Annotated in this window: 31 protein-coding genes and 1 tRNA gene; 21 read left to right on the top strand and 11 right to left on the bottom strand. The window is 55.6% G+C overall.

The window, feature by feature from the left end:
• Positions 1-4 precede the first annotated feature (4 nt).
• A complete protein-coding gene (locus ACR0I8_RS06805) occupies positions 5-421 on the top strand; it encodes a GFA family protein (protein WP_170376319.1) in 417 nt (138 codons plus the stop codon).
• A gap of 45 nt (positions 422-466) precedes the next feature.
• Positions 467-1,381 carry a DMT family transporter gene (locus ACR0I8_RS06800; RefSeq protein ID WP_170689877.1) on the top strand — a complete coding sequence of 305 codons (915 nt, stop codon included), beginning with the start codon at positions 467-469 and terminating at the stop codon, positions 1,379-1,381.
• Here the strand turns inward: ACR0I8_RS06800 and ACR0I8_RS06795 are convergent.
• Positions 1,326-1,937 (bottom strand): thiamine diphosphokinase, encoded by a 612-nt coding sequence (locus tag ACR0I8_RS06795; RefSeq protein ID WP_480524587.1) that lies wholly within the window; start codon positions 1,935-1,937, stop codon positions 1,326-1,328. The two genes, ACR0I8_RS06800 and ACR0I8_RS06795, sit on opposite strands and share 56 nt — an antisense overlap.
• A gap of 219 nt (positions 1,938-2,156) precedes the next feature.
• Between ACR0I8_RS06795 and ACR0I8_RS06790 the strand changes: the two genes are divergently transcribed.
• Positions 2,157-3,770 carry a hypothetical protein gene (locus tag ACR0I8_RS06790; RefSeq protein ID WP_170689873.1) on the top strand — a complete coding sequence of 538 codons (1,614 nt, stop codon included), beginning with the start codon at positions 2,157-2,159 and terminating at the stop codon, positions 3,768-3,770.
• Positions 3,771-3,946: 176 nt separating this feature from the next.
• The gene (locus tag ACR0I8_RS06785) at positions 3,947-4,507 is read left to right on the top strand and encodes a GNAT family N-acetyltransferase (protein WP_170689872.1); all 561 of its coding nucleotides are present in this window, start codon (positions 3,947-3,949) and stop codon (positions 4,505-4,507) included.
• A 151-nt stretch (positions 4,508-4,658) separates the two neighbouring features.
• Here ACR0I8_RS06785 and ACR0I8_RS06780 read toward each other — a convergent pair whose 3' ends face one another.
• The 5 genes from ACR0I8_RS06780 to nthA form a co-directional block, all read right to left on the bottom strand.
• Complete coding sequence (locus ACR0I8_RS06780) at positions 4,659-4,901, bottom strand: DUF2842 domain-containing protein (protein ID WP_170642268.1); 243 nt, start codon at positions 4,899-4,901, stop codon at positions 4,659-4,661.
• The gene (locus tag ACR0I8_RS06775) at positions 4,901-6,196 is read right to left on the bottom strand and encodes an adenylosuccinate synthase (protein ID WP_170689870.1); all 1,296 of its coding nucleotides are present in this window, start codon (positions 6,194-6,196) and stop codon (positions 4,901-4,903) included. Before ACR0I8_RS06775 ends, ACR0I8_RS06780 begins: the two co-directional genes overlap by 1 nt.
• Positions 6,197-6,415: 219 nt before the next feature.
• Positions 6,416-6,745: a nitrile hydratase accessory protein gene (locus tag ACR0I8_RS06770; protein ID WP_170642271.1), complete on the bottom strand. Its 330-nt coding sequence runs from the start codon at positions 6,743-6,745 to the stop codon at positions 6,416-6,418.
• Positions 6,742-7,419, bottom strand: coding sequence for a nitrile hydratase subunit beta (nthB, locus tag ACR0I8_RS06765; RefSeq protein WP_170642273.1), 678 nt, complete (start codon positions 7,417-7,419; stop codon positions 6,742-6,744). The genes ACR0I8_RS06770 and nthB overlap by 4 nt, the downstream gene beginning before the upstream one ends.
• On the bottom strand, positions 7,416-8,030 hold the full coding sequence (gene nthA, locus ACR0I8_RS06760) for a nitrile hydratase subunit alpha (protein ID WP_170689869.1): 615 nt from the start codon (positions 8,028-8,030) through the stop codon (positions 7,416-7,418). Before nthA ends, nthB begins: the two co-directional genes overlap by 4 nt.
• A 150-nt stretch (positions 8,031-8,180) precedes the next feature.
• Between nthA and secG the strand changes: the two genes are divergently transcribed.
• From secG to ACR0I8_RS06695, 13 genes are all read left to right on the top strand, one after another.
• Entirely contained in the window at positions 8,181-8,546 is a 366-nt protein-coding gene (secG, locus tag ACR0I8_RS06755) for a preprotein translocase subunit SecG (RefSeq protein WP_480702917.1), read from the top strand.
• A gap of 160 nt (positions 8,547-8,706) precedes the next feature.
• Positions 8,707-10,350, top strand: a complete 1,644-nt coding sequence (locus ACR0I8_RS06750) for a CTP synthase (RefSeq protein ID WP_170689868.1) — start codon at positions 8,707-8,709, stop codon at positions 10,348-10,350.
• A gap of 96 nt (positions 10,351-10,446) precedes the next feature.
• Positions 10,447-11,223: an isocitrate lyase/PEP mutase family protein gene (locus ACR0I8_RS06745; RefSeq protein ID WP_170689866.1), complete on the top strand. Its 777-nt coding sequence runs from the start codon at positions 10,447-10,449 to the stop codon at positions 11,221-11,223.
• A 62-nt stretch (positions 11,224-11,285) separates the two neighbouring features.
• Complete coding sequence (locus ACR0I8_RS06740) at positions 11,286-11,579, top strand: DUF1330 domain-containing protein (RefSeq protein WP_170689865.1); 294 nt, start codon at positions 11,286-11,288, stop codon at positions 11,577-11,579.
• Positions 11,580-11,621: 42 nt separating this feature from the next.
• Positions 11,622-12,071 carry a tellurite resistance TerB family protein gene (locus tag ACR0I8_RS06735; protein ID WP_170470193.1) on the top strand — a complete coding sequence of 150 codons (450 nt, stop codon included), beginning with the start codon at positions 11,622-11,624 and terminating at the stop codon, positions 12,069-12,071.
• 20 nt (positions 12,072-12,091) lie between these two features.
• On the top strand, positions 12,092-12,529 hold the full coding sequence (locus ACR0I8_RS06730; protein WP_170487737.1) for a tellurite resistance TerB family protein: 438 nt from the start codon (positions 12,092-12,094) through the stop codon (positions 12,527-12,529).
• A gap of 5 nt (positions 12,530-12,534) precedes the next feature.
• The gene (locus tag ACR0I8_RS06725; RefSeq protein WP_170690132.1) at positions 12,535-13,278 is read left to right on the top strand and encodes a PhnD/SsuA/transferrin family substrate-binding protein; all 744 of its coding nucleotides are present in this window, start codon (positions 12,535-12,537) and stop codon (positions 13,276-13,278) included.
• Positions 13,279-13,403: 125 nt separating this feature from the next.
• Positions 13,404-14,180, top strand: coding sequence for an ABC transporter ATP-binding protein (locus ACR0I8_RS06720; protein WP_170718231.1), 777 nt, complete (start codon positions 13,404-13,406; stop codon positions 14,178-14,180).
• Between the two features lie 34 nt (positions 14,181-14,214).
• Positions 14,215-14,964, top strand: a complete 750-nt coding sequence (locus ACR0I8_RS06715; protein ID WP_170689863.1) for a transporter substrate-binding domain-containing protein — start codon at positions 14,215-14,217, stop codon at positions 14,962-14,964.
• An 81-nt stretch (positions 14,965-15,045) separates the two neighbouring features.
• Positions 15,046-15,933, top strand: coding sequence for an ABC transporter permease subunit (locus ACR0I8_RS06710; protein WP_170689861.1), 888 nt, complete (start codon positions 15,046-15,048; stop codon positions 15,931-15,933).
• Positions 15,930-16,736 (top strand): ABC transporter permease subunit, encoded by an 807-nt coding sequence (locus tag ACR0I8_RS06705; protein ID WP_170689859.1) that lies wholly within the window; start codon positions 15,930-15,932, stop codon positions 16,734-16,736. Before ACR0I8_RS06710 ends, ACR0I8_RS06705 begins: the two co-directional genes overlap by 4 nt.
• A gap of 403 nt (positions 16,737-17,139) precedes the next feature.
• A complete protein-coding gene (locus ACR0I8_RS06700) occupies positions 17,140-18,354 on the top strand; it encodes a site-specific integrase (protein ID WP_170689858.1) in 1,215 nt (404 codons plus the stop codon).
• Between the two features lie 567 nt (positions 18,355-18,921).
• The gene (locus ACR0I8_RS06695) at positions 18,922-21,210 is read left to right on the top strand and encodes a P-loop ATPase, Sll1717 family (RefSeq protein ID WP_170689856.1); all 2,289 of its coding nucleotides are present in this window, start codon (positions 18,922-18,924) and stop codon (positions 21,208-21,210) included.
• A gap of 588 nt (positions 21,211-21,798) precedes the next feature.
• Here the strand turns inward: ACR0I8_RS06695 and ACR0I8_RS06690 are convergent.
• Positions 21,799-22,656 carry a DUF559 domain-containing protein gene (locus ACR0I8_RS06690; protein ID WP_170689854.1) on the bottom strand — a complete coding sequence of 286 codons (858 nt, stop codon included), beginning with the start codon at positions 22,654-22,656 and terminating at the stop codon, positions 21,799-21,801.
• A 215-nt stretch (positions 22,657-22,871) separates the two neighbouring features.
• Here ACR0I8_RS06690 and ACR0I8_RS06685 point away from each other — a divergent pair, with 215 nt between their 5' ends.
• On the top strand, positions 22,872-23,069 hold the full coding sequence (locus ACR0I8_RS06685) for a hypothetical protein (RefSeq protein WP_170689853.1): 198 nt from the start codon (positions 22,872-22,874) through the stop codon (positions 23,067-23,069).
• Positions 23,070-23,241: 172 nt separating this feature from the next.
• On the opposite strand, the gene ACR0I8_RS06680 is transcribed toward ACR0I8_RS06685, so the two are convergent.
• Positions 23,242-23,318, bottom strand: a tRNA-His gene (locus ACR0I8_RS06680).
• A 47-nt stretch (positions 23,319-23,365) separates the two neighbouring features.
• On the bottom strand, positions 23,366-23,848 hold the full coding sequence (locus tag ACR0I8_RS06675; protein ID WP_170689851.1) for a GNAT family N-acetyltransferase: 483 nt from the start codon (positions 23,846-23,848) through the stop codon (positions 23,366-23,368).
• Between the two features lie 78 nt (positions 23,849-23,926).
• Here ACR0I8_RS06675 and ACR0I8_RS06670 point away from each other — a divergent pair, with 78 nt between their 5' ends.
• The gene (locus ACR0I8_RS06670) at positions 23,927-24,115 is read left to right on the top strand and encodes a DUF6324 family protein (RefSeq protein WP_170376278.1); all 189 of its coding nucleotides are present in this window, start codon (positions 23,927-23,929) and stop codon (positions 24,113-24,115) included.
• 6 nt (positions 24,116-24,121) lie between these two features.
• On the opposite strand, the gene ACR0I8_RS06665 is transcribed toward ACR0I8_RS06670, so the two are convergent.
• Positions 24,122-24,553 (bottom strand): MmcB family DNA repair protein, encoded by a 432-nt coding sequence (locus tag ACR0I8_RS06665; RefSeq protein ID WP_170689850.1) that lies wholly within the window; start codon positions 24,551-24,553, stop codon positions 24,122-24,124.
• A gap of 115 nt (positions 24,554-24,668) precedes the next feature.
• Between ACR0I8_RS06665 and ACR0I8_RS06660 the strand changes: the two genes are divergently transcribed.
• The gene (locus tag ACR0I8_RS06660) at positions 24,669-24,989 is read left to right on the top strand and encodes an ArsR/SmtB family transcription factor (RefSeq protein WP_170376274.1); all 321 of its coding nucleotides are present in this window, start codon (positions 24,669-24,671) and stop codon (positions 24,987-24,989) included.
• Complete coding sequence (locus ACR0I8_RS06655) at positions 24,986-25,411, top strand: SRPBCC family protein (protein WP_170551659.1); 426 nt, start codon at positions 24,986-24,988, stop codon at positions 25,409-25,411. Before ACR0I8_RS06660 ends, ACR0I8_RS06655 begins: the two co-directional genes overlap by 4 nt.
• 213 nt (positions 25,412-25,624) lie before the next feature.
• Here ACR0I8_RS06655 and ACR0I8_RS06650 read toward each other — a convergent pair whose 3' ends face one another.
• Complete coding sequence (locus tag ACR0I8_RS06650) at positions 25,625-25,930, bottom strand: hypothetical protein (RefSeq protein ID WP_170470220.1); 306 nt, start codon at positions 25,928-25,930, stop codon at positions 25,625-25,627.
• Positions 25,931-25,979: the final 49 nt, after the last annotated feature.

The raw sequence follows: 25,979 nt of genomic DNA, 5'->3' as shown, positions 1-25,979 counted from the left end.
CGTGATGCGCGGACATTGTTTGTGTGGCAAGGTTGCGTATAAAGTTAATCCTCCGGTCTTGTCCTGTGTCTCCTGTCATTGCGACAGTTGCCGCCGCCAGTGTGCCGCTCCGATGACGACCTATTTCGGGGTGCGCGACGGCCAGTGGCGCTGGACCGGAGAAGAACCGAAGCGCTTCAACTCTTCGCCTGGGGTCGAGCGGAGCTTCTGTCCACATTGTGGAACTCCGATCTCGTTTCGGTCGACCAAGATGTCGGACGTTCTTCACCTTTACGTAGCGACTCTAGAGAGCCCCGAAGTCTTGCAGCCAACACTTCATGTCTCACATGAAGAGAAGTTGGAGTGGCTGAAACTGAGCGATGATTTGCCCACCTGCATCGGCCCGGACTACACCAAGGTCCAACCACTTCCGAAGGCTTGAGAACAGAGCTTTTCTCGGCCTTGGGAAACCGCTAGCGTCGCGGCCATGACTCAGGATCGTCCCGTATTCGGCATCGTACTGATGCTTGGTTTCTGTGTGCTCGCCCCGATGGGGGATGCGCTGGCAAAGCTGTTGGGGGAAACAACCCCACTGGCGCTGTTGGTCTTCGTGCGTTTTGCCATTCAGGCGGCGATCCTTGTGCCCTTGGTCGCGATGACCGGCAGGCCATGGCGCATGCGAGGCCGTATTCTGCGACTGACCGTGATCCGCACACTTTTGCACATCGCGGGCATCACCGCGATGTTCTCGGCGTTGCAATTCCTACCCCTGGCTGATGCGGTCGCCATCGCCTTCGTGATGCCCTTCATCATGCTGTTGCTCGGGAAATACATACTGAACGAAGAGGTCGGGCATCGCCGCCTTGCGGCCTGTATCGTCGGGTTCGCCGGAACGCTTCTGGTCATTCAACCCAGCTTTGCCGAAGTTGGTCTACCCGCGCTTTTGCCGCTGATCGTTGCAGTTGTTTTTGCCTTGTTCATGCTGGTAACGCGCCAGATCGCCAAAGAGACCGACCCGATGTCGCTGCAGGCCGTCTCGGGCGTGTTTGCCACAATCCTGCTGCTGCCCCTTCTGATCTGGGGAACGCAGTTTGATATCTGGGAGCTGTCATTCGCCCTCCCCTCGGGCAACGAACACTGGCTGCTTCTGTCGATCGGATTGCTTGGGACCGTCGCCCATCTGTTTATGACATGGTCGCTGCGCTATGCGCCTTCGGCCACGCTGGCACCGATGCAGTATCTTGAAATCCCCGTCGCCACCCTGATCGGCTGGCTGATCTTTCACGACCTGCCGAACGGTCTGGCCGCGCTTGGCATCCTGATCACGATCGCCGCCGGGCTCTATGTCATTCTGCGTGAGAGGGCCACGGCGCGCTCTGCCCCGACAGAAACGCCTGCATGACCTGATCCAGAGCGCTACGCGGCACCATCACCAGCATGCCCGGGCCGTCCATCTGAAGCTCAATCTTTGAAATGACACGGTTCGAGGTGCCCACCTGCCCGCTCGGATCGAATTGAAGCCCCTCGATCGGCCACTCCAACCCGCGGCTGCGCCCGGTGACGTGTTTCAGCGGAAAGAGAGAGACGACCTCACCCGGCGTCAGATCCAGCGCGATGTTGGGCGGTGCGTGGAATAAGACCTCATTCGAGCCGATCAGAACGCAGGCCTTGTCCGGATATCGGACAAGAGTGTTCAAGACCGCCAATTGATGGTCCAGCCGCCCGCCAAGGAAACCGGCCCCCAACACCAAAGGGGCCTGCACGTTCCGCAGCGCCTTGTCGAAATCCGTGCTGTCCTGTTCCGCAATCGGAAAAAGGCGATCCTGGGGAATACGAGCTCTGATTTCAGGGGACAACGAATCGAAATCACCAATCACGGCATCCGGAATGCGCCCCGAATCGACCAGAACCGAGGCTCCACCGTCGGCCGCGACCGCAAAACTGACGCGATTCAGCATCAAATTCAGGTCTTCAGGGCCGATCTGCCCCCCTCCAAACAACCCGATTGGGCCATTTGAACGTACAATTGCCCCATTTTTTCTAAGATTGATCATTTTTCCCGGATTTGGACACATTGAGACCACAAAATGATAGGTTCATGCAGTTAGTTCCGAGTCGATCGGGTTGCCCCTGTCCGGGCGGATCGGCTCAGTTAGTTTGTAAAGGACGCATGTCTGATGGTACAGAACAACAAGGTATTGACCGTTTCCTATGGGACTTTCTCGTGCACTTTGGAAGGGTTCGACGACTCTTTCGAGACTATGAAAGCCATAGCCGAATACTTCCGCGATCTTGCGGCAGAAGACAGATACTTTGGTTCTGAACCCCCGCAACCTGACGCCGAAATGCTGACACGGATTGCACAGCGCGACAACGCGCGACAAGTCGAAGCGCGCCCGAGCGATACCGGCCTGCTTCTGCGCGCGACGGAAACACCCCCCCGTACTAAAACGCCCCCCGCCCCTGAAGCGACCCTGCCACAGGATAACGCCATGCCCCAATCCCCCGATCTGAATGTTGTCCAGCCGACCCCCTCTGCGACACCTGAAACAGACAGTGCCGCGTCGTTCTTTTCCAAGACTGCGCCGGTCGATGCCGACGCGGACCCGGCGCCCGATAGCCTGGCTGCCAAGCTGCAACGCATCCGCGCGGTTGTTTCCCATTCGGATGTGGACACGGACAACTATGCCGAGGAAGAGGTCGCCCCCCTAACGGCCGACACCCCGGCGCCGATGGACGCTGTCTCAGCCGCCTTTGCAGCAGGTTCGCTGAGCCCCGACGATCTGACCCCTCAGGCCCCGGCCCCTACCGAGGCACCTGCCGTCGAAGCCGTTGAAGAGGCACATGCGCCGGAACTGTCGGATGCGCCAGCCATGGAATCGGCGCCGCTTGATTTGCAAGATGAGACCCCAATGCAGATCGAGTTTAAAGACGCAGAGGAAGAAGAGGCCCAAGAGGTGATCTTCGACGAAGACGTTGAGACGGAAACCGATGACAGCGATGCGGTTGAGAATATCCTTAGCCCGGCAGACAAAGCAGAAGACGACCAGAAAGGTGTTCTGACCGCTGAGGATGAAGAAAGCCTGTTCCTCGAGATTGACGAGATCGAAGAGGAAATGGATGCTCAAGCGACCGTGGCGTCCTCGGATCTGGATCAGGATGTCTCGCGCCTGATGGCAAAAGCAGATGAGCAAATGGACGACCCGGCCGCTAGCGGCACGCGTGAGGCCTATTCCCATCTGCGTAAGGCCGTTGCTGCAACCTCGGCGGAAGATGTGGCCAAGCAGGCCGCGACTGATGAAGAGTATCGTGGCGATTTGGCCTCAGTCGTCAGCCCCCGCCGTCCGGATGATGTTCAGGTTACCAGCAAACGCCCTGATGCAGACATGGCGGCCCCTCTGAAGCTGGTCGCCGAGCAGCGTATTGACGCGCCCAACGCGGATACAGGCCCGGTGACCCCCCGCCGTGTCACCTCGGATCAGTCCGAGGACGAGTCAGAAGAAAGCGGCTTTGCACAATTTGCACAGGATCAGGGCGCGCAATCTCTGTCCGACCTTCTCGAAGCGGCTGCGGCGTACTTGTCCTTCATCGAAGGGCAGGAACAGTTCTCACGCCCGCAATTGATGAACAAGGTCCGCTCGCTGAAACAGGATGAGTTCAATCGTGAAGAGAGCCTGAAGTCCTTCGGACAGCTTCTACGCGACGGCAAAATCGAAAAAGCTGGCGGAGGGCGTTTTGCGGCCTCACGTGACATCGGTTTTCGCCCGGAAGGTGAACGCGCCGTAGGCTGATACCCTTTTTACCGTTATCAAGAGTGGGTCGGAGATTTCTTCGACCCATTTTTCTTGCACTTACCCTACGGAATCTCGATGCGGACATGATGCCGCTATGCTGCATTGCAGAAAAATGATATCATCTGAGTAAAGGTAACAAGTCTTTCAGTTCATGTTCAAATCAAGGCTCCGCCATGTATGAACTACCTATTCGACGCCTCAGAGCATTCGACAAACCCAAAATAGAAAGCCATTTCAAGAGCCTCGATGCAGAAGCACTGACATCTCGATTTGGCGTACCGGTCAGCCCGGCCTTTGTTGAGACTTATCTCTCAGGCATATTCAAAAATTCTGCGCTGGTATTTGGCGCGTTCCCCGATTCCTGCCTGCGCGGTGTCGGAGAATTGCGGTCCGTCCCGGACAGCCGCAACCATGTGGCTGAACTGGCCTTCACCGTTGAAACCGTCTGGCAGGACCTGGGGATCGGCGATGCACTACTGTCGCGGATAGTCACTGCAGCCCGCAATCGTGGATTTCGCGAAGTCCATATGTTGTGCCTTGCCACCAATCAAAAAATGCGCCGTCTGGCTGCAAAACACGAGGCCGAGCTGAAACTAACGACAGGACAGATCGAGGCAACCCTGACGGCGCCCTGGCCGACCCCCTTCAGTGTTGCCGAAGAAATCTCGGGCGAGTACCATGCCATGGCCCGAGCGATCCTAAGTTGGTCGGGAAACGATCGACGAACAGGCTAAGAACAGACACAGACGCGCAGCGCATATGACGACCAATTGCACTCGTAGAACCGGACAGCCCGAAGCTGAAACTTCGGGCTTGCCCTCATCTCACTGTCTTGGCGGCGCGAAGGGAAATGACGCAAGCCTGTGAACCAAGCAGAGATACTGATCAGTCTGGCTTTTGGTCCGGGTCTTCTTTCCCAACACCCTTGAACACGAACTTGAAGGGCAAAGCCCACAGAATGCCCAGCGCCACGTAAACCAGCAGCTCCAGCCAAATCGGAGGACGATCCAGCCAGTTCACCACCGTGACTACGGCAACAATGTACACAGGCAGGCCGATCACCAGAATGAACAGAGACCAACGCCGGCGCGCCTTGTAGCTGAGCCCGGGTGTCTTGTCGTCAGACATCAGTCTGCAAACGGGTCGGTCACCAGAATGGTGTCGTCCCGCTCCGGGCTGGTGGATAACAGCGCCACTGGGCATTCGATCAACTCTTCGACCCGACGCACGTATTTGATCGCGTTTGCGGGCAGATCCGCCCAGCTGCGCGCGCCTTCGGTGGATTCGCTCCAACCGGGCATCTCTTCGTAGATGGGCGTGCAGCGCGCCTGCTGATCGGCAGCGGTCGGCAGATAGTCCAGACGGTCGCCATCCAACTCGTAGCCGGTGCAGATCTTCAGCGTTTCGAACCCGTCCAACACATCCAGCTTGGTCAGAGAGATCCCATTCACTCCGCTCGTCGCGCAGGTCTGGCGCACCAGACAGGCATCAAACCAGCCGCAGCGACGCTGACGACCCGTGGTCGTTCCGAATTCGTGGCCACGCTCGCCCAGTCGCTGACCATCAGCATCCTCAAGCTCGGTCGGGAACGGCCCCTCACCCACGCGGGTTGTGTATGCCTTGACGATCCCAAGCACGAAGTCGATCGAGCCCGGCCCGATCCCCACACCTGTCGCCGCTTGACCAGCAATCACGTTCGAGGACGTCACAAAAGGATAGGTGCCAAAGTCGATATCCAGCAGCGCACCCTGCGCGCCTTCGAACAGGATACGTTTGCCCGCCTTACGCTTTTCGTTGAGAACCTTCCAGACCGGAGCCGCAAAAGGCAGAATTTCCGCTGCAATTTCTTTCAGGTGCGTCAAGAGAGCATCGCGGTCAACAGGTTCAATCCCCAGACCTTTGCGCAAAGGATCGTGATGCTGCAACGCGCGATCAACACGGGCTTCCAGCGTCGCCTCGTCGGCAAGATCGGCAACACGCACCGAACGGCGTCCGACCTTGTCTTCGTATGCGGGGCCAATCCCGCGCCCCGTGGTACCAATCTTTGTCCCTTTGCTCGCTGCTTCCTCGCGCGCGCGGTCCAACTCACCGTGGATCGGCAGAATCAGAGGGGTGTTCTCGGCAATCATCAGCGTCTCGGGCGTGATCTCAACGCCCTGAGCGCGGACAGTCGCGATTTCTTTGACCAGATGCCACGGGTCCAGCACCACGCCATTGCCGATCACGCTGAGCTTACCGCCGCGTACTACGCCCGAGGGCAACGCATGCAGTTTGTAAACCTCGCCATCAATAACCAGAGTGTGGCCGGCATTGTGCCCGCCCTGAAAACGCGCGATCACGTCTGCCCGCTCGCTGAGCCAGTCGACGATCTTGCCTTTTCCTTCGTCACCCCATTGGGCGCCGACAACAACCACGTTGGCCATATCCGGTCCTTTTCGCGAAAAGATATCAAACTCGGCTGATATAACGAGGCTCAGACGGTAGGGAAACCGATATTTCGCCGCATCTGCAAATCGCGCTGCGCGCAATGCCTCCGGCGGGGATATTTTAAGCCAGATGAAGAACGGATCCCCTGCTTCAGCTGGCCGAAAATATCCCGGGGGAGTCGCCAAAGGCGGCGGGGGTAGCGCCCCCAACTCGTTTTACGGCAAACGGACCGGTTTACCATGAGGCGTGGTCAGATAAGCCTCTTCCCAAGCGCGATGCAGCAAGGTGACCTCATCCGAGCGGGCATCTCCTTGTTCAGCCAACAAGGTCTCAAGGGTTTCTAGCCATGCGTGGAAGTAGTCATCCCCGCCATCCAGCTCTTTGTTCAAACCGTTCCGTTTCAACGTGTTCGAAAACCGGTCTGCCCAGTCGGGCCAGTCAAAACGTCCCGCTTCGTTCAGCGCGACGGTGACCGCAAAGACCTGCGCATGCCAGGGTTCTGAGAACACAGGCTCTGGCGCGGAGGCTGTGATGCAGTTGCTCATGTAGGCTCCAGATAGGATTGCCACAGATCAAGCACCACCTCATCGTTGGCGTGTTCCGGATCGGCCCACAGCTCGGACGCCAGGAAAGATACGGCATAGAGAGGTTCTGGGGCCTCTCCCAGCCCGTGGGCATTGGAATCGGGTAGAACATGCGTTCCGTGCAGGCGTACGATCCGGCCTTGGGCCCCAGCGGCGTAGGTCGGCAAACGTGTATGCCCACCATCAACCAAACGGTTCGCGGAGGGACGCACTGTTTGCACCATCTGTCCGACCTCGAACTGCGCCGCGATGTTCGAATTGCGATCAGCAGGGCCGCCTTTGGCCAATGCAGCTGCGACGGCTTGGGCTTTCAGCGTGCGGTCCGCCAATGGATGATCACCAGCCGTGGTTTCTCTGCGCAAATCGTCGAGAGTCAGCACCCCTTTGGCGACCAACAGATCGGCCAGCCCAGAGATCCATTTCTCATAGTAGGAAAACCGGGTGTAGTCCTTCGGCGACAGCTGCTCACGCGCGTGGCGCGATGTGTCAATGTTCCATTGCCCCAAAAAGCCCGAGGCCAGCGTTACGGCCAAGGCCCGCGCGTGCCAGTCTTCGGCAAAGATGGGAGCGTCTTCAGCTTCCGGGTTGATCGGGCCGTCTCCAAACCGCCCTCCCATATCGTGAACGCGCGTCATGATGCCTCCTTGGGCAGGCCCGCGCCGATCATGCTGTCGCGCGTGACCAAAGCCGCGAGTTCCTCTTCGCCCAACCCTTCAGCCCCCTCGGGACGCATGGGCAACACAAGATAGCGAATCTCGGCCGTGGAGTCCCAGACGCGTACCGCTGTGTCCTCGGCGAGCGTCACACCAAACTCAGCCAGAACCTTGCGCGGTTCGCGCACGGCGCGGGCGCGGTAGGCGTCGGATTTATACCAGCCGGGCGGGATACCAAGCAGCGGCCACGGATAGCAACTGCACAGCGTACAAACGACCATGTTGTGCTGCTCCGGTGTGTTTTCGACCACCACCATATGTTCGCCTTGACGACCATAGTAACCAAGCTCGGCGACAACCGGCGTTGCATCTTCAAGCAATGCGGCTTTGAACGCAGGATCGCTCCAGGCCCTGGCGACAACGCGCGCGCCGTTTTGCGGGCCAATCTTGTTCTGGTAGGTGTCGATGATTTCATCCAGCGCCGCCGGGTCGATCAACCCCTTCCGGGTCAGAATCGTTTCGAGCGCTTTGACGCGCAGCGCGGGTTCGGGGGGCAGCAAGGCGTGCGGGTGGTCAGAATGATCATGAGGCATGGCCGCAGGGTGCGCCAAGCCTGACCGATCTGTCCAGTCCCTTTGGCGTGATGTGCAACATCATCACCTGTGATGCCAACTCGTGACTTGCCCCCAGAACCAAACTTGCATAAGTACCACGCGATACACGCCACGCTGTACAGGACCACCATGGAAAACGTCGTTCTCATCATCCATCTTCTTCTGGCTTTGGGCCTGATCGCCGTCGTTCTGATGCAGCGGTCCGAGGGTGGCGGTCTTGGCATGGGTGGCGGTGGCGGCGGCGTCATGACAGGCCGCGCAGCTGCAACGGCCCTGGGCAAAGTGACCTGGATCCTGGCTGCCTGCTTTATCGTCACCTCGATCACCTTGACGATTCTGGCAGCGCAGAAGTCCTCGGGCAGCTCGGTCATCGACCGTTTGGGCGTTCCGGCTCCGGCCGCAACTGAAGAAAGCGCGCCTGCGGTTCCGTCCGCAGATGACCTGCTACCTCCGGCGCAGGGCGACAATGCCCCGCTGATCCCGCAGGCCGACTAAGCCACAAAACCTAGAAACCTGAAAGAGAACTGCAACAGCATCTTGCGGTTCTCTTGCGCTATTGGCGCGAATCCTTTATACGTGAAGTCCCGTGATGCAGCGGTTTTTCGGAACCGTCGGGCAGCTGATTTTGACGTCTCACGGGAGCAGCCGAAAAAACATGGCGCGTTTTATTTTCATCACTGGTGGTGTGGTTTCGTCCTTGGGTAAAGGACTGGCTTCGGCGGCTCTGGGATCGCTTTTGCAGGCGCGGGGATACTCGGTGCGTCTGCGCAAGCTGGACCCCTATCTGAACGTCGACCCCGGCACCATGTCGCCTTTCGAGCATGGCGAGGTTTTCGTCACCGATGATGGCGCTGAAACTGATCTGGACCTTGGTCACTATGAACGCTTCACCGGCGTGGCCGCACGCAAGACCGACTCGGTTAGCTCGGGGCGTATTTATTCCAACGTGCTGGAGAAAGAGCGCCGCGGAGATTACCTCGGCAAGACCATTCAGGTGATCCCGCACGTCACCAATGAGATCAAGGACTTCATAGCCATTGCCGAGGATGAGGTCGATTTCATGCTGTGTGAGATCGGCGGCACAGTGGGCGATATCGAAGGTCTGCCCTTCTTCGAAGCCATCCGTCAGTTCAGCCAGGACAAGCCGCGCGGTCAGTGTATCTTTATGCACCTTACCCTGCTGCCTTACATCAAGGCCTCGGGTGAGCTGAAAACCAAACCGACCCAGCACTCGGTGAAAGAGCTGCGCTCGATTGGCCTGGCCCCCGATATTCTGGTTTGCCGGTCCGAGGGGCCGATCCCCACGAAAGAGCGTGAAAAGCTGGCCTTGTTCTGCAATGTGCGCCCCGATAGCGTGATCGCGGCGCAGGACCTGTCCACCATCTACGACGCGCCTCTGGCCTATCATAAGGAAGGTTTGGATCAGGCGGTTCTGGACGCGTTCCAGATCAGCCCTGCCCCCAAGCCCGATCTGGCGAAATGGGAAGACGTCAGCGACCGTATCCACAACGCCGAAGGCGAGGTGAAGGTCGCGATTGTGGGTAAATACACCCAGCTGGAAGACGCCTACAAGTCGATTGCCGAGGCGCTGACCCATGGCGGCATGGCGAACCGCGTCAGGGTCAAGATCGAATGGGTCGATGCCGAGGTGTTCGACCACGAAGATGCCGCCCCTTATCTGGAAGGCTACCACGCCATCCTCGTTCCCGGTGGCTTTGGCGAACGTGGCACCGAGGGCAAGATCAAAGCCGCGCAATATGCGCGTGAGCACAAAGTGCCCTATCTGGGCATCTGCCTGGGCATGCAGATGGCCGTGATTGAAGCCGCGCGCAATGCGGCTGGTATCGCCGAGGCGGGCTCGGAAGAGTTCGACCACGAGGCTGGCAAGAAACGGTTTGAACCGGTGGTCTATCACCTCAAGGAATGGGTTCAGGGCAATCACAAGGTCGAACGCAAAGTGGGCGACGACAAGGGCGGCACCATGCGCCTTGGGGCCTATAACGCGGTTCTGGCCGAAGGCTCGAAAGTTGCGAATGTCTACGGCGGCACTCAGATCGAGGAACGCCACCGTCACCGCTATGAGGTCGACATCAAATATCGTGAACAGCTTGAAAAAGCGGGCCTGAACTTCTCGGGCATGTCCCCTGATGGCCGCCTGCCTGAGATTGTCGAATGGTCGGATCACCCGTGGTTCATCGGCGTTCAGTATCACCCCGAGCTGAAATCCAAGCCGTTTGACCCGCATCCCCTATTCCGCGACTTCGTGCGCGCGGCCAAGGACAGCTCTCGACTGGTCTGATGCGGTCGCTGCAACGTGATGTACCGACACAATTAAGCGCTTAGGATTCTGGCGTCCTGGGATTAACTGTTGAACGAGTTTCGACAGGAGATACCCATGACGACCCAAGCCCAACGTGCTGAAACCTTCACGCGCCTGCATGTCAAAGGCGACCCGGTCATCCTGTTCAACATCTGGGACGCTGGCAGCGCCGCTGCCGTGCGCGATGCAGGCGCGCAGGCGATCGCGACGGGTAGCGCTCCGGTAGCGATGGCGCAAGGCTTTGCGGACGGGCAGCACATCCCGCTGGAAGCCGCGCTGGACAACGCAAAGCGCATCGTCAGCGCTGTTGATCTACCCGTCACCCTGGACTTTGAAGGGGCTTATGCCGTCTATCCTGCAGGCATCGCCGACAATACGGCACGGGCGTTGGATTGCGGTGTTGTTGGCTTCAACTTCGAAGATCAGATCGTCGGCGCAGACGGCCTTCACAGCATCCCTGATCAAGCCGCGCGAATCGAAGCGATGCGCAAGGCCTGCGACGCGGCCGGTATTCCCGCCTATATCAACGCCCGCACGGACATCTTCCTGAAAGCACCGGCCGACACGCATGATTCTACGATGCTTGAAGATGCCATAGCCCGCGCTTCGGCCTTCCAATCCGCAGGAGCCAGCGGGTTCTTTGCCCCGGGCCTGAAAGATGAGGCCATGATCCGACGGCTCTGTGAGGCCACCGAGTTACCGGTCAACATCATCGCTCTGCCAGGCACGCCGGATTCAGCGACTCTCGCCAAGCTCGGCGTGGCGCGTATCAGCTACGGCCCGGTGCCCTATCGCCAGATGATTGCGTGGCTAACTGAACAGGCGCGTCATGCCATCGACTACGCCGGATAGGCGCAGCTTGCACTTTTTACGCAAACTTCGCACCTTGCCCTAAACCGATACGGGAGATTTGCATGAGCAAAGGCTACTGGGTGGCCCATGTCGATGTCGAAGATATGGAGACATACAAGAACTACATCGCAGCGAATGCTGAACCATTCTCCGCCTACGGCGCCCGCTTTCTGGTGCGCGGTGGCTCGCGCGAAGTCAGAGAAGGCGCTGCGCGGGCAAGAACGGTTGTGATCGAGTTTCCCAGCTACGAACAGGCCCTCGCATGTTACGAAAGCGAAGGCTACCAAAAGGCCAAAGCGCTGCGCGATCCTGTCTCGCTCGGCGATCTTGTGATCATTGAGGGCTATGACGGGTAGTCTCAACTTGGCGCGCCACAAAATATGGATTAGATTGGCCTCATGTTGAAAAAATTCTTCCAAGCGTTTCGACCGCCACAGACAGAACACCTGCCCGATCCCGACGCCGAACTGGCGCTGGGTGCATTGATGGTGCGTGTTGCGCAAGCGGACCGGGACTACAAACTGGAAGAGATCAGCCTGATTGATCGCATTCTGGCCCGCCTCTATCAGCACAACGCGATCGAGGCCGCCAAGGTTCGTGCCACCTGCGAGAAACTGCATGCAGCAGCACCGGAGACCGATACGTTTGGCAAACTGATCCGCGAAACCACCGACCTGAACGAACGCCTCGCCGCGCTGGACGCGCTGTGGGAAGTTGTGTTGGCCGATGGTGACACGGATGAGGGTGAGATCAAGATCGTTGAAGAGGCCCGCATGGCGATGGGACTCAGCTTCAACGACAGCAAATCCGCCCGTGAACGCGTGCAAAGCCGCTTGGAAGCTCACTAACCTGCCTCTATATCTGTCTCATGTTTCGTGATTTTCTGTCCCGGCTGACACAGCCTGACCCCGACCCTCTGGCCGAAGACGATGCCCGTCTTGCGCTGACGGCGCTTTTGGTGCGCATCGCCCGGTCCGACAATGACTACGCAGACTCGGAGATGGCCCGAATCGACAAGGTCTCGGTCGAACGCTATGGCCTCTCGCCTTTTGAGGCCGCAGGCCTGCGCGCCCGCGCCGAAGACCTTGAGGCCGAGGCCCCCGATACCGTCCGCTTCACCCGCGCCATCAAAGAGGCCGTCGCCTACGATGATCGCTTGGCCGTTGTGCAGGCCATGTGGTCGGTCGCCCTCGCAGATGGGCAAAGGACCGGCGAGGAGGATTCGCTGCTGCGCCTTGTCGTCAGCCTATTGGGTGTCAGCGATGTGGATTCGGCCCTCGCCCGTCAGAAGGCAGCCAAAGCGTGACAGCGATGCTGGGCATGTATGACATGCCCGCCCTGCGCGCCTCCAATAATCGCTTCTGGGATCTGATCAGGACGCATTTGGGGTTCGTTCCCGCCAATCTGGATCGGTCGCGCGATTTCTGGGCAATTTGGCGCGATCCCGATCTGATCTTTGCCCAAACCTGCGGCATGCCCTACCGAACGCAGCTTCATGACGCGGTGCAACTGATCGGCACGCCGGACTACGGTCTGCCCGGCTGCCCCGCGGGTTACTACAGATCCGTCTTTGTCGCCCGCGCCGATGATCCGCGCAGTCTGGCGGAGCTGACGGACGGGGTCTTTGCCTATAACGAACCCCTCTCTCAATCTGGCTGGTCCGCTCCGATCACGCATTTGTCGCAGATGGGGCTTGCACCGAAGCACCTGCAGCAGACCGGAGCGCATGCCAATTCGGCCCAATCCGTGGCCGAAGGCATGAGCGATTTCGCCGCGCTCGACGCGCTGACCTGGGAGCTTCTTAAGAAGCATACCGATCTGGGAGACGCATTGCGCGACGTTACCGAAACGGAACCGACCCCCGGGCTGCCCTATATCACGTCGAAATCGCAGGATGCGCCTCGGATCGCCCGTGCGGTTCAAGCTGCTATTGATGATCTGACGGATGATGATCGAGGCAATCTGCGCATCCGTGGGTTGATCAATATTCCCGCAAGCGCGTACCTCGCTATTCCAACTGCGCCTTCGCCCAAAGCACAGTTGCGCAGCAGCTAACCAATTTGATCACGACCTTTGGTCATTTTGATTGATTCCCCGCTCGAATCTGTGTTTTGCGCATTGCATTGCGCCGGATTTTCCGCCCTATTACCGCACCAACACCACTCATGACTGGAGCTTCCGTGACAGACGCCTCTGCCGTAATCGAGATCAAGGACCTTCACAAAAGCTTCGGTAATCTCGAGGTGCTCAAGGGCGTGGATATCACCGCGAAACGCGGCGATGTGGTCTCGCTCATCGGGTCCTCCGGCTCGGGGAAATCCACCTTGCTTCGGTGCTGCAACCTTCTGGAAGACAGCCAGCAGGGGGAAATCACGTTCAAGGGCGAACCCGTCAAATGGAGCGGCTCGGGCAGCGCCCGCCGACCTGCCGATCCCAAACAGGTTCTGCGCATTCGTACCAATCTGTCCATGGTGTTCCAGCAATTCAATTTGTGGGCACATATGACCATTTTGCAAAATGTCATGGAGGCCCCGGTGACCGTTTTGGGCCGTGACAAGGCCGAAGTGGAAGACAGCGCGCGCAAATATCTGGAAAAGGTCGGCATCGGAGACAAATGCGATGTCTACCCTGCGCAACTGTCCGGTGGTCAGCAACAGCGCGCCGCCATCGCGCGCGGCCTATGTATGGAGCCCGAAGCACTGCTGTTCGACGAACCCACCTCGGCACTCGACCCCGAGCTGGAGCAGGAAGTGATCAAGGTGATCAAGGATCTCGCCGCCGAGGGTCGGACGATGATCATCGTAACCCATGACATGAAGATGGCCGCCGATATCTCAAGCCACGTGGTGTTCCTGCATCAGGGCCGGATTGAAGAGGAAGGCAGCGCCGAGGATATCTTTACCGCACCTGAATCCGAACGGCTTCGGGGCTTTCTTTCCGCCACTCAGGCGGCATAAGTTTCAAAAACAGAACCAAACTGGGGAGTAACCAATGAAAAACCTGATTCTGTCCACCGCAGCACTGGCGCTGACCGCCGGTGTCGCAATGGCCGACACCGTCCGCATGGGCACCGAGGGCGCTTACCCTCCGTATAACTTCATCAATGATTCCGGCGAAATCGACGGGTTCGAACGTGAGGTAGGCGATGAGTTGTGCAAGCGCGCCAATCTGGAATGCGAGTGGGTCAAGAACGACTGGGATTCGATCATTCCGAACCTGGTTTCCGGCAACTACGACACCATCATCGCGGGCATGTCGATTACCGACGAACGTGACGAGGTCATCGACTTTACCCAGAACTACTTCCCGCCTGCAGCATCCGCTTATGTCGGCGCAGCCGAAGGTGTTGACGTGAGCAGCGGTATCGTCGCCGCACAGACCGCAACAATTCAGGCCGGCCACGTGGCGGAATCGGGCGCGACTCTGGTCGAGTTCGCAACCCCCGAAGAAACCATCGCAGCCGTCCGTAACGGTGAAGCCGACGCCGTGTTCGCCGACAAGGACTTTCTGGTGCCGATCGTCGAGGAGTCCGGCGGTGAACTGGTTTTCGTGGGAGATGACGTCCCGCTGGGCGGTGGCATCGGCCTCGGCATCCGTGAATCCGATGGCGAGCTGCGCGGCAAGTTCGACGAAGCGATCACTTCAATGAAAGCAGATGGTTCGCTGAACGAACTGATCGTTAAATGGTTCGGCGAAGGCGTTCCGACCTACAACGCTGACGGCTCTGTCGTTTCCAACTGATCTGCATTAAAAGGTTCGGCGTTTTGATTGCGCCGAACCTGCCCCGGCCTTGCGCCGGAATTGACGTTCGAAAGACGCCACATGTTTTCCTATTGCGCTGATCCCGACATGCTGGGCACGTTCCGCTGGTTTTCCTGCTATTTGACCAACGGCGTGCATTGGTCGTTCTACCTGTCCTTCCTCAAGGTACTTGGCCTACTGGCCGTGACCGCTCCGGTCGCGCTGAGCTTTGGCTTTGCGGGCGCGATGGCAGCCAGGTCACATGTCGCGCCGCTCAGCTGGCTGGGCAAAGGTTACATCGCCATCGTGCGCGGCGTTCCGGACATCGCGTTTTTCCTGTTTTTCGTCATCGCTCTGGATCAGGCCTTCGAGTGGACGCGCCACCAAGTCATGTGTCCGGAATGGACAGATCCAGTTCGTCAAGGCAATGACTTCATCGTCTGTCAGGCCGCCAAACTGCCCTTGGGCAGCGCCCCAGAATGGGTCCACGAGACCTATGGGTTCTTTCTGGCCGTTGTCACCTTTTCCATCGTCTTTGGCGCATTCGCGGCCAACGTGCTGTTTGGCGGTATGCGCGCCGTGCCGCATGCTCAGCTTGAAACGGCCGAGGCTTATGGCATGACCCGCCGCCAAACGTTCTGGCGCATTCTTGTACCGCAGATGTGGGTCTACGCCCTTCCCGGACTGTCCAACCTGTGGATGGTGCTGATCAAGGCCACCCCGCTTCTGTTCCTGCTGGGCATCGAAGACATCGTCTATTGGGCGCGTGAGTTGGGCGGCACGAAGACGTCGCGCTTCACCGACTACCCCCATGGCGACTGGCGCATGTGGTATTTCCTGTTCCTGCTGATTTTCTATCTCGGCATGACCCGCGTCTCTGAAATCGTGCTCGAAAAGCTGATGCGCCGCCTGTCCCACGGTCAGGCCACATCCGGCGGAGAGCTACTGCGCAAGGAGACGACGGCATGAGCTGTATCCAGACGATCCAGGACTACGCCCTGCGCTCTGTCGGCCTTGGCGAACGCCTGCTACCCAAATCAGACTTTACCCTGTGCGAACAGTTCACACTGATCGGCTCGGGCATGATTTGGAATGTTTATTTCGGCATCATGGCCCTTGCGACTGGCTTCTTCCTGGCCACCGCGCTGGCCGTCGGCAAAGCCTCTCCGAACAAATTGCTGCGCAAACCTTCGGAATGGTTCATCTTTCTGTTCCGAGGTTCTCCGCTGTTCATCCAGTTCTTCTTTGCCTATTTCTTCTTCCTGTCGCTGAAGAAGCCCTATCCGATGTTCGACGCCCTGACGTCGGCTTGGTTGGGGGCATTGATCGTGTTGTTCCTTAACACAGCCGCGTACACGGGCGAGATCTTCTATGGCGCCCTTCGCTCGATCCCCAAGGGCGATATCGAGGCGGCGGACGCCTATGGCATGACCGGCTGGGCCCGCTTCCGCCGGATTGTCTGGCCGACCATGCTGCGGTTGGCATGGCCCGCCTATACCAACGAAGCGATCTTTCTATTCCACGCGACAACGCTGGTCTTTTTCTCGGCCTTTCCGGCTTGGCAACAGCGCGGAGACGCGCTGTATTACGCCAGCTATTTCGCAGACAAAACCTTCAACCCCTTCATCCCCTATCCGATTCTGGCCTTCTATTTCATCCTGCTGACGCTGGTCATCATCTGGGGCTTTGGACTGGTCAACAAGCGACTGAACAGGCACCTGCCCGCCGCTCGGAAAAGCAAGATGAAGTTGCGGCTGAACCTGGCGCGCTGATCTCCAGCGCGCCTGAACATCAAAACCAAACGCACTACGCCGCGCTTACAGCGCGGTTTTTCTGTTCGAAACTTAGTTAGATTGAGTGAAATGGTACCGCCTCCCTGGCTTGAACAGGGGACCTCTGGATCCACAAGGGGCGCGGAATCAAGAGGTATTCATTGGAATATCAAGTCACTAAATGATTCGAAAAAATTTTTTGGGCAAAAATTTGGGCAGTAACTTTTGTGAGTGCTTTTGTCATTGTCATTTTAAATGGGCGCCCTTCAAAAATCTTGTCAGAAAGAATGACAAAAAACCGTATTTTTCCGTTTAAAGCCATATATTTACGGCCATTGACTCGATAATAATTTGGTAGTTGGCTTAACTCATTATCCAGATTTGAGGTGATGATTTGTCCAAAATGAAAGCACGCCTTTCCGGTCGCCCGCGTATCGAAACCGTAAACGGAAGTAGTTATTGGGTTCAGGCCTACTACACTCCCTCTGGTCAAAGGAAACGGGTCACAGCCCAGTCGGGAAGAGAAGCTAAACAGTTGGCCAAAGAACGTTTGGCTTCGGAAATGCAAGATGAAGCAATCGCTCAGGGTCACACCACCTTTGAGAAATTCGCGGAAAAGTTCATAGCGGATAGTCGAAATGGCCGCGATGGAGAACAGCCCCTTCAACCGGCGACAATCGCCGGATACGAGTCCTATCTCCGCAACTGGATCAACCCACAATTGGGAGCGCTTCCACTTGCCGATATCAACACTGCAAAAATGCGAGAGTTTCGCGATCACTTGATTGCACGTTGTCCCAGTCGAAACACAGCCAAACACGCACTGAATCTTGCAAAAGCCATTTTCACATATGCTGCGTTGCTCGATGCCGTTTTCGCCAATCCTGCAGAAGGCGTAAAAATCAAGTTGGATTGGAGTGCGCACGAGGACTTGAAATCAGACCGTATTCCATCCGAACAAGACATGGCCGAAATAGACGAAATGGCTCGCGACCTTTACTATTCGGATGATCCCTGTATCGCGCAAACGTACCGTAGGTACTATCCCATGTTTCTTATTCTTAGGATGACTGGGGTACGAATCTCCGAATGCCTTGGACTTCAGTGGGGCGACTTCGAAACTGGGTACTCATCGGTCACAATTAACCGGAAAGTTGATCGCGCACGCGGTAACCAGTCACTGAAGCAGCGTGTAGGGAAGACCAAAACAAAAAACTCGAGACGCACGATACCCGTTCCACCGCCAGTTCGACCAATTATTGCAGAATGGCGTCTCGCTTGCCCAGCGACGAAGGAAGGCTGGGTGTTTCCGACGAAGGCAGGCCGCCCACTGGACTACAACAACGTCAAGAACAAGTTTTGGAAGCCACTTTTGAGACGGGTCAATACTAGGCGGGAAGAACAAATTAAGCCGCAATTGGTAGACCACGGTCTGCATGGCTTAAGACACTTTTTCGTATCACTTCTGGTCAGAGAAGGGCGTATCAAGGAAGCGTCCGCGTTTGCTGGCCATAGCTCAGTTGCATTCACATTGGATCAGTACGGCCACCTAATTCCGAATGACACGCGAACAATGGAGGAAGTGACACGTATTGTCTCGCGGGACTTAATCGTGTGATTGGGAGTCCTGAGCTGGCCCAAAAGCAGGAATGAATCAGCTCAAATTTTTTTCACCTCAATCACTCATCGTCGTTCAGCTTTTGAATCATGTTCAGCCAACCTAGATCCAACGATGCCTCGCCATTGTCAGACTCAACACATTTCTGAATCTCGTTTCTAAAAACTGCCCGCACTACACGCTTAAGAACTTGATGACTCATAGCATCGCCGCCACGGATGTGACGTCGCTCTATGTAACCCTGAACCTTTAAACGGCCAGAGAGTGGTCACAGAAAGCTGAAGACTCCATGGATGACGCGGCGGGGCAACAAGGTCGTATGTTGGCAGATCTTCGGTAGTGGGCTGATCGCCAACCAACGCTAGAAAGGAAATGAGTGGACTAGAACGATTTTGCCTAGCTAAACCAGTATTCTCACCGCATGTTTTTGCCTAAAAACCCGTTGGTTACGCTAGATAGACCATAACATTTTTTTGTCTCATATCTCTAGCTAGGGTTGAATCTCCCTGTCACATTTTAGAGTATCGCAGCAGTTATAATTCAGGTATTCAAAGGACCTTTTTGTTTATGCCATCCAATGTAGCTTTTTTTGCATACCCTGAAGCAAATCCACTTATTCGGGATGCGATACAAGGGGCAGCCACAAGCACTTTGAAGAACGGTATCAATCTCGAGCTTTGGCAAAGCATGAATATCTTAGGATTCAAGCTCGATGATCTTATTCGGGACAGAATCAACTCTGCGTCATTCCTGGCGGCGGACATAACTTACCCAAACCACAATGTACTTTATGAAATAGGTTATGCGATTGCCGCAGACAAACCCGTTTTGCCGACTGTCAACGATGCAATCAAAGGTGCATCTGAAAACGTCCGTAGCGTTGGGTTGTTCGATACAACCGGTTACGCGACTTACTCGAACTCGACCGAGTTAGCCGAGAAACTGTCCAATTGGGAAACCGAAAGTTGGTCCAATCGCTACGGAAAGAAACGTGATTATGCTCAACCTCTGTTCATTTTAGACACCTATAAGAAGACTGATTTTCGAAACTGGATAATGCATGCCGTTGATGAATCCGAAGTAAACTACCGCCTATTTGATCCGGCAGAAGTTCCAAGACTAACTGCAGCACAAGCGTTTTCGGAAATTTCGGCTTCGGCCGGGGTGATTGTGCCCTTACTCTCTGACAACTTGGTGGACGCGGAGAGGCATAACTTACGGGCAGGTTTCATCTTGGGTCTCGCTCACGGGAGTGGAATAGAAACTCTTGCGATTCAATACGAAAACGGACCCGCTCCACTAGACTATCGGGACTTTGTGAAAAACTCGGCGAGTAGAGTCGAGACGCTGCGACATGTATCAGAGTTTTGCCAAGAAACGCTCATTCGCAACCAAAGACCAGCGAACAAGGGCGTTAGGCTTCCGCAAAGCCTTCTAGCAAAAATTGATTTGGGTTCATCCGCAGCAGAGAATGAATCTCAGCAGTTAGGTCAGTACTTTGTTGAGACAGCCGAGTACGCCCGGGCGTTGAGGGCTGAAGGCGCCGTAGTAGTTGGCCGAAAGGGTTCAGGTAAGTCGGCTGTGTATTTGCAAGTGGCTGAACATCATCGTGATGCTTATCCCACTCAATGTGTTGTCGATTTGAGACCTGCATCGCATGACCTTAGTGAAATGCGGGAAGCGTTGACGAGCGTTATGACTGCCGGTGTTTTTGACCATACGATCGCTGCCTTTTGGCAGTACATCATGTATCTTGAAGTACTTCTGAAACTTCGGGAGCTGGTGCTCCCAAAGTCAAAAAACAACTATGATCTTCAGCTTCGAATTGCCGACATTGAAGACCGCTTTCAGTTGAATGACACAGTAGTGTCTGGAGACTTTACCTCACGCCTCAAAAGCGCCGTTGATGAAGTAGTCAGGAAAGTCACCGCCAGCAATAATGTGGAGACGTTGCGAAGCGAGCTTACAAATCTGATGTTTGTTGAGCCAATTCCGGCGTTGAGAGACGCGGTGGTCGAATTAAGTGAGCACTGTTCGACTATTCATGTTCTCATCGATGACTTGGACAAAGGTTGGCCACCACGTAGGGTCGAGAGCCAAGACGTTACTATGGTGAAGCATCTAATTGAAACGCTGAATCGTATTCGTCGCGACCTGGCTAAGCGCGATGTTGATTTTTATCACCTGCTATTTCTCAGAAGCGACATTTATGAAAAACTGGTGGAGCTGACTTCAGACCGAGGGAAATACAATGTCGTAAACGTCGATTGGTCAGACCCTGAGCAACTACGCCATCTGGTGAATGTTCGGGTTGCTACGTCTGTTCAATCCGATGAAATCAACGCCGCTTGGGCATCTTTCAACCCGCCAATGAACTCTGGCGATGCGATGGAAAGGCTAATTTCATCGTCTTTGATGAGGCCTCGATTCTTGATCGACTTGTGCGAAAGGACACTGTCCTTTGCTATAAACCGGGGTCACCAAGCTGTTGAAACCGACGACGTCAACGACGCAATTGAGCAAATGTCTCTCTACTTGGTTTCCGATTTTGGATACGAAATGCGGGACATAGCGGGAACACCAGAAGACATATTCTACCGCTTCATTGGTACAGCCGAACGACTCAGTGAAAGTGACCTAGAAGATATTTTGTCTTTTGATGAATTGGGCATTGGCGTTGAGGAAACAATAGATTTGCTTCTTTGGTACGGCTTTCTGGGGATTAGCACGCAAAACGGAAAGGCTGTGTTCATCTATGACCGCGCTTACGATTTCCGCAGGCTGGAGGCAGAAAGGCGCGCTGCTGGAAAGCGCCTAACGTACGTAGTGAACCCGGCGTTCATGAGCGGTTTGTAGACTGAGTGGGTTCCTGAGCTGGCCCATCAAACTGATGGTCGAAGAACATTCTCCAAGACTTCGCAGTGTCACGGCGAGATTTCCCAAGGTAGGATGGATCTAGTTAACTAGACTTGGAGGGGAACTGTACGAGATCGTTAAAGTAACAGACCATTTTCTCTTTGCCGTCCAAGTACCCGAAAAGGCAGCTTGGGTACTTTCAATGATGTTTGAGCGAAAGACAGGCAACGTTTGGCACTCCACGCTTAGGCGAGCGTGCAAAGACTCCGAATGCAATGAAGCGGAAGGTCGCTCGGCGTCCGTATCGGCCACTTGTCGCGCCTCAGTCTTTTAACCTCCTACCTAGGCGTTAAATGAAACCGGGAACCGGTTTCATCGCCACTCGCTACGCGTGAAAGCAAGACGGTGTTATAGGTTGGCCATGATTGCTTGCTTAATTTAGTCATGTTCAAACTTGCTCAAGGGTCCTTGGAAAAGATGGCAGCTGAATGGTCCAAGCCATGACTAGGGACCCGGTCGTCACGATTTTGCAGTCAATCAGAAACCGAGCGATGCTCGCTTCGACTATTTCAGCAAAAACACTGCAGCCTATTTACTTGATTGTTTAGCGTAGGTGTTCTCCAACCCAAATTCATCACACAGTTCTTGCCACTTTTTCTGCTTCTCAGGATCATTGAGCCATTCATCAAATTCCCGTTTGTCCGTCTCGACTTTCTCCTGAGCCCTTCGCTTTTCTTCTTCTTTTTTTCTTGCCGTTTGCTCATGAACGTACCTGTTGTATTCGCTTAGGCCTTCATTAAAATCCTTAAGTCCCTTCGAAAGCGCACCGAAAACTGATTTGGGACGAAACTCTCGGTTCAATTCAGCCTTTTTTTCTCGGTTTCTTGATTGGAGTATCTCGCAAGCTTCCTTCACTCTTAGTGTCGCTTCCTGCGGAACATAGAGAGGGTATTTTGCTGGAATTCTGAGAACTTGATAGCCTTCAGACACAAGGTCAGCATCTCGTTCGGCGTCTCGTTTTTTAGCCTCAGGAGAGGAATGGTAAGCAGCGCCATCAATTTCGACGATCAGCCGATCATTGACCAAAAAGTCCAGTCGATATCGGGCCACTGGCACTTGAAGGTTTAGCTGAATGCCTGATCCAATCAGGTTTCCGTTCTTGGGCTTGAGGTCGAACTCATCGATCATCGCGTCAAGGAACGCTCTTTCTGCGGGTGATTCACAATACGCATGAAAGGACCCGCGCCAGTTCGTATCCGTTCCGGTCAAATGCTGAAGCCTCTCGTGTCGGTCATGTTTCGACGGAACCAAGTCGAAGAAAACCGAACCGCCAATGATAGCCGCAACTGCCCAAAAAAGCGGAAAAATAAACCCAAAAAGCAAGAAAACGAGCGCCAAACCAATGCGAAGTGAAACGTGTGTGGTTTTAAACTGTTTTGGGGTCATTTTAATGTCCTTGATCGCAATAGCTTCGTATCTGTCAGGAAATAATGGAAAAAATTTGGCAATTGAGAGTACTGATGACGTAAGTCTCCAATCTCTCGACCTGACTCGTCGAAACATATCTTGAAAATTTGATCTCCGGCGTCACAGCGCCTTCGACGCTGTCGTCACTTCACTTTCAGATCAGCGTGGTGTTAGCGCGGCGCAAGGGGATTTTCATGACCCAAACAGATACATCAAAGTTCAACTATCGCCGTGGCTTCTTTAGATTGTGGGCTTTGCTGACCGTTCTTTGGATCGCGTTTATGTTTCTTAGCTTTTGCGAGATGGACATTGGGCTTTTTGATCAGAAAAAGGGCTCTCCTGTGCGGGGATACTTGGACCCCACCGCTGAATCTCAGCGCAAGCCTTGGTGACACTTTTTAGCAAGAAGAGACATGTCTTGTGCCTGTTTCACTTACCTTTTTGGGCAAATTTTGGGCAACTTTGAATTTTACCCCCTTTTTGTTCAAAGTCGGCGCAACGAAATACAGGCTCAATCACGCCGTATAAGATACTGCAATTATTTTGAAATTTAAGATTGGAAGATGGTACCGCCTCCCTGGCTTGAACAGGGGACCTCTGGATCCACAATCCAGCGCTCTAACCAACTGAGCTAAGGCGGCACTTGTGAGGGGCGATGTACCGAACACGCCACGGGAATGCAAGAGGATTAAAGCCTAATTTTCCAGCTTTGTTCGACAAGGTCGACACCGAAAGAATGCACCGGCTTGCTGTCCACCAGCTGCCATCCGGTGGACCGGTATAAGGCGCAGGCGGCCTTGTGGCTTTCATGCGTCCATAGCTGCATTTGATGGTATCCCGCTGCCTTGGCAAAGCCCATACAGGTACTCAGAAGCCGCTTTCCCACCCCCAGACCGCGCGCCTCGGGCACAAGAAGAAAAAGGCGCAGTTTTGCGGTCTGCGTGTCCAGTTTGACGCAAAAGATACTCCCCAGTCTTTGGCCTTCTGCCTCGGCGATCCAGCCCTTCTCACACGCTGGGTCATGATCGGCAATAAAACCATCCAGAATGCGCGCGACCAGCGGGGCGAAGCTGTCATCAAACCCCTCATCGCGAGCATAGAGGGTTCCATGGCGCTCGACCAACCAAGGCGCATCCTGGGGCTGAAAGGGTCTGATCCTTACATTCTCCATACCGTATCAGAGCGCAAAGGCGGGTTGATTCTCAACCCCGTGCGCGCTAGCAGGAACGCTCAGTCCCCGGAGGCGAGTATGGGTATCAACACCGAACGCGACATTCAGGCCAACCTTCAGATCGGCCCTACCGATCAGGGTATGGTACGTCTGTTTATCGAGGCCGACGGCCTTGAGATTCCGATGGATTTCGATCCCGAGGAAGCCGAAGAGATCGCAGATGAGCTGCGTGCCGCCGCACAAGCTGCCCTAGCCGTCAAAGGCTGATCTGCGTTACAGCCGCGGGTCGCGCAACGCCTGCAATCGACGTGCAGCATCTGTGGCGAATTTCTGGATCATCTTTTTACGCCGGGCCGGAGACAGCTTGTCCTCGGGTGCCATGCGAATGATCTCGGCATCATAAGCATCCGCGATGATCAGACCGGTTTCCTGAGGCAAAAGGTCCGTTGGGAACTCGGTATCGACAGCCCAAAAGAATCGGTCACACCACTCCAGATAGCCTTGCCACTTCGAATCTGACTGATAGTCGGCACGGCTGGATTTGCACTCGATCACCCAAAGCTCGCCCTTTGGACCTAGCCCCATCACATCAACGCGCAGCCCGCGCGCCGGCATAAATTCTTCAACGGAAACAAAACCGTGGGCGGTGAGATGGCGCGCGACGCCGCGCGCAAGTTTCTGTCCAGGCTGTAAATCCAGTGTCATGCTGAGAATGTGAACAATTAGTGAACAAAAGTAAAGTCTTCGCTCAACACTTGACATGATACCATTTGGTATCTCAATAATATGATACCAAATGGTATCTTTACCGGGGAGACGAATGCAGACCCTAACCCAAAACGCGTTCCGTGCGCTGGCAGACCCAACCCGTCGGGACATCATCAAACTGCTTGCCTCGCAGGACATGACGATCGGGCAGCTGACGAACCGGTTCGACATGACGAGGGCTGCCGTCAAAAAGCACCTGACGGTCTTGTCTGATGGCGGGCTTATTACGGTGGAAGCACGCGGCAGAGAACGCATCAACCGCATTGAACCTCAGGGCATGGCCCCGATCTTGGATTGGCTCAGCTACTTTGACCAGTTCTGGGATGAACGCCTCAACTCTCTTAAGGAAGCTATTGAAAGGAAAAAAGAATGACGAATGCCGTATTGCAAAAAACGATTTTTCTACGGGCCGATCCAGATGCCGTCTGGGCCTATCTGACTGAGCCCGAACGGTTGGCAGAGTGGTTTCACAAGCCGGAACGCACGCTGACCAAGGGAAGCAAACTGCAAATGTTCGGAACCAACAGCGGCGACCTGCTGATCTGGGGCGAGGTACGGGAAGCACGTGCCCCTGAATATCTTGAGTACACATTCACTGTGAAACCAATGGGAGACGCGGTCAGTCTAGTCAAATGGACGTTGACCCCCGTCGCAGGCGGTACGAAGCTCAGCCTTCAACATGAAGGCCTGCCTCAGGGCGCGGATGCGTTTGACCTAATTCTTGCGCTCGACAATGGCTGGGATGAGCATTTCGGCAAGATGCGTACAGCGCTGCACGAAACTGTTGATGCCTGACCCCTTGTGTAAACCCGCCGGACGCCCTACGTAGGCGCTTGGCGGGTTCTGCCCTTCTTGTGACTGGTAGCATTCTGGTGGCCTTAAGCAATTCCGAGGGGGCTGGCTCTGTTCAGGTCCTGGCCTGATTACCTGGCGCCCACCTGTACATACAGGTCCTCGGGAATCACACCGCACGGTTGACTGGTGGTCCCGCCACACTTTCCCTGAAATTCAGCGCTCTGCGCGGGCTTCCTGCTTGGCCAATGCTGGCTTGAAGCTGTCGACCACAGGCGAGCCGCGACGTGGGCCGCCGGGTTTTTCTGCCATGCTCATGATCTTGTAGCCGAACTGGACACCGGCAAACACGATCCCGTTCATGAACCAGATCATCACAAGCGCGACCAGACCGATTTCCGAGCTGGTGATCAAATGCCGGAGGTTTGCCACGTTAAATGCTAGAAGCACCCCTACAAACACGGCCGAGATAACGAAACCCCAGGCGACTTGCGTGATATACAGGCGGATCAGTTTGGGCATGGCGAACCTCATTGCGCTATGACATTCAGGTTAGCGCATGTTTGGTTCG

The sequence above is a fragment of the Ruegeria sp. BG9 genome (assembly GCF_056538305.1).
Note: the sequence above shows the minus strand (reverse complement) of the source record. Positions and strands in the feature narration are given on the sequence as shown.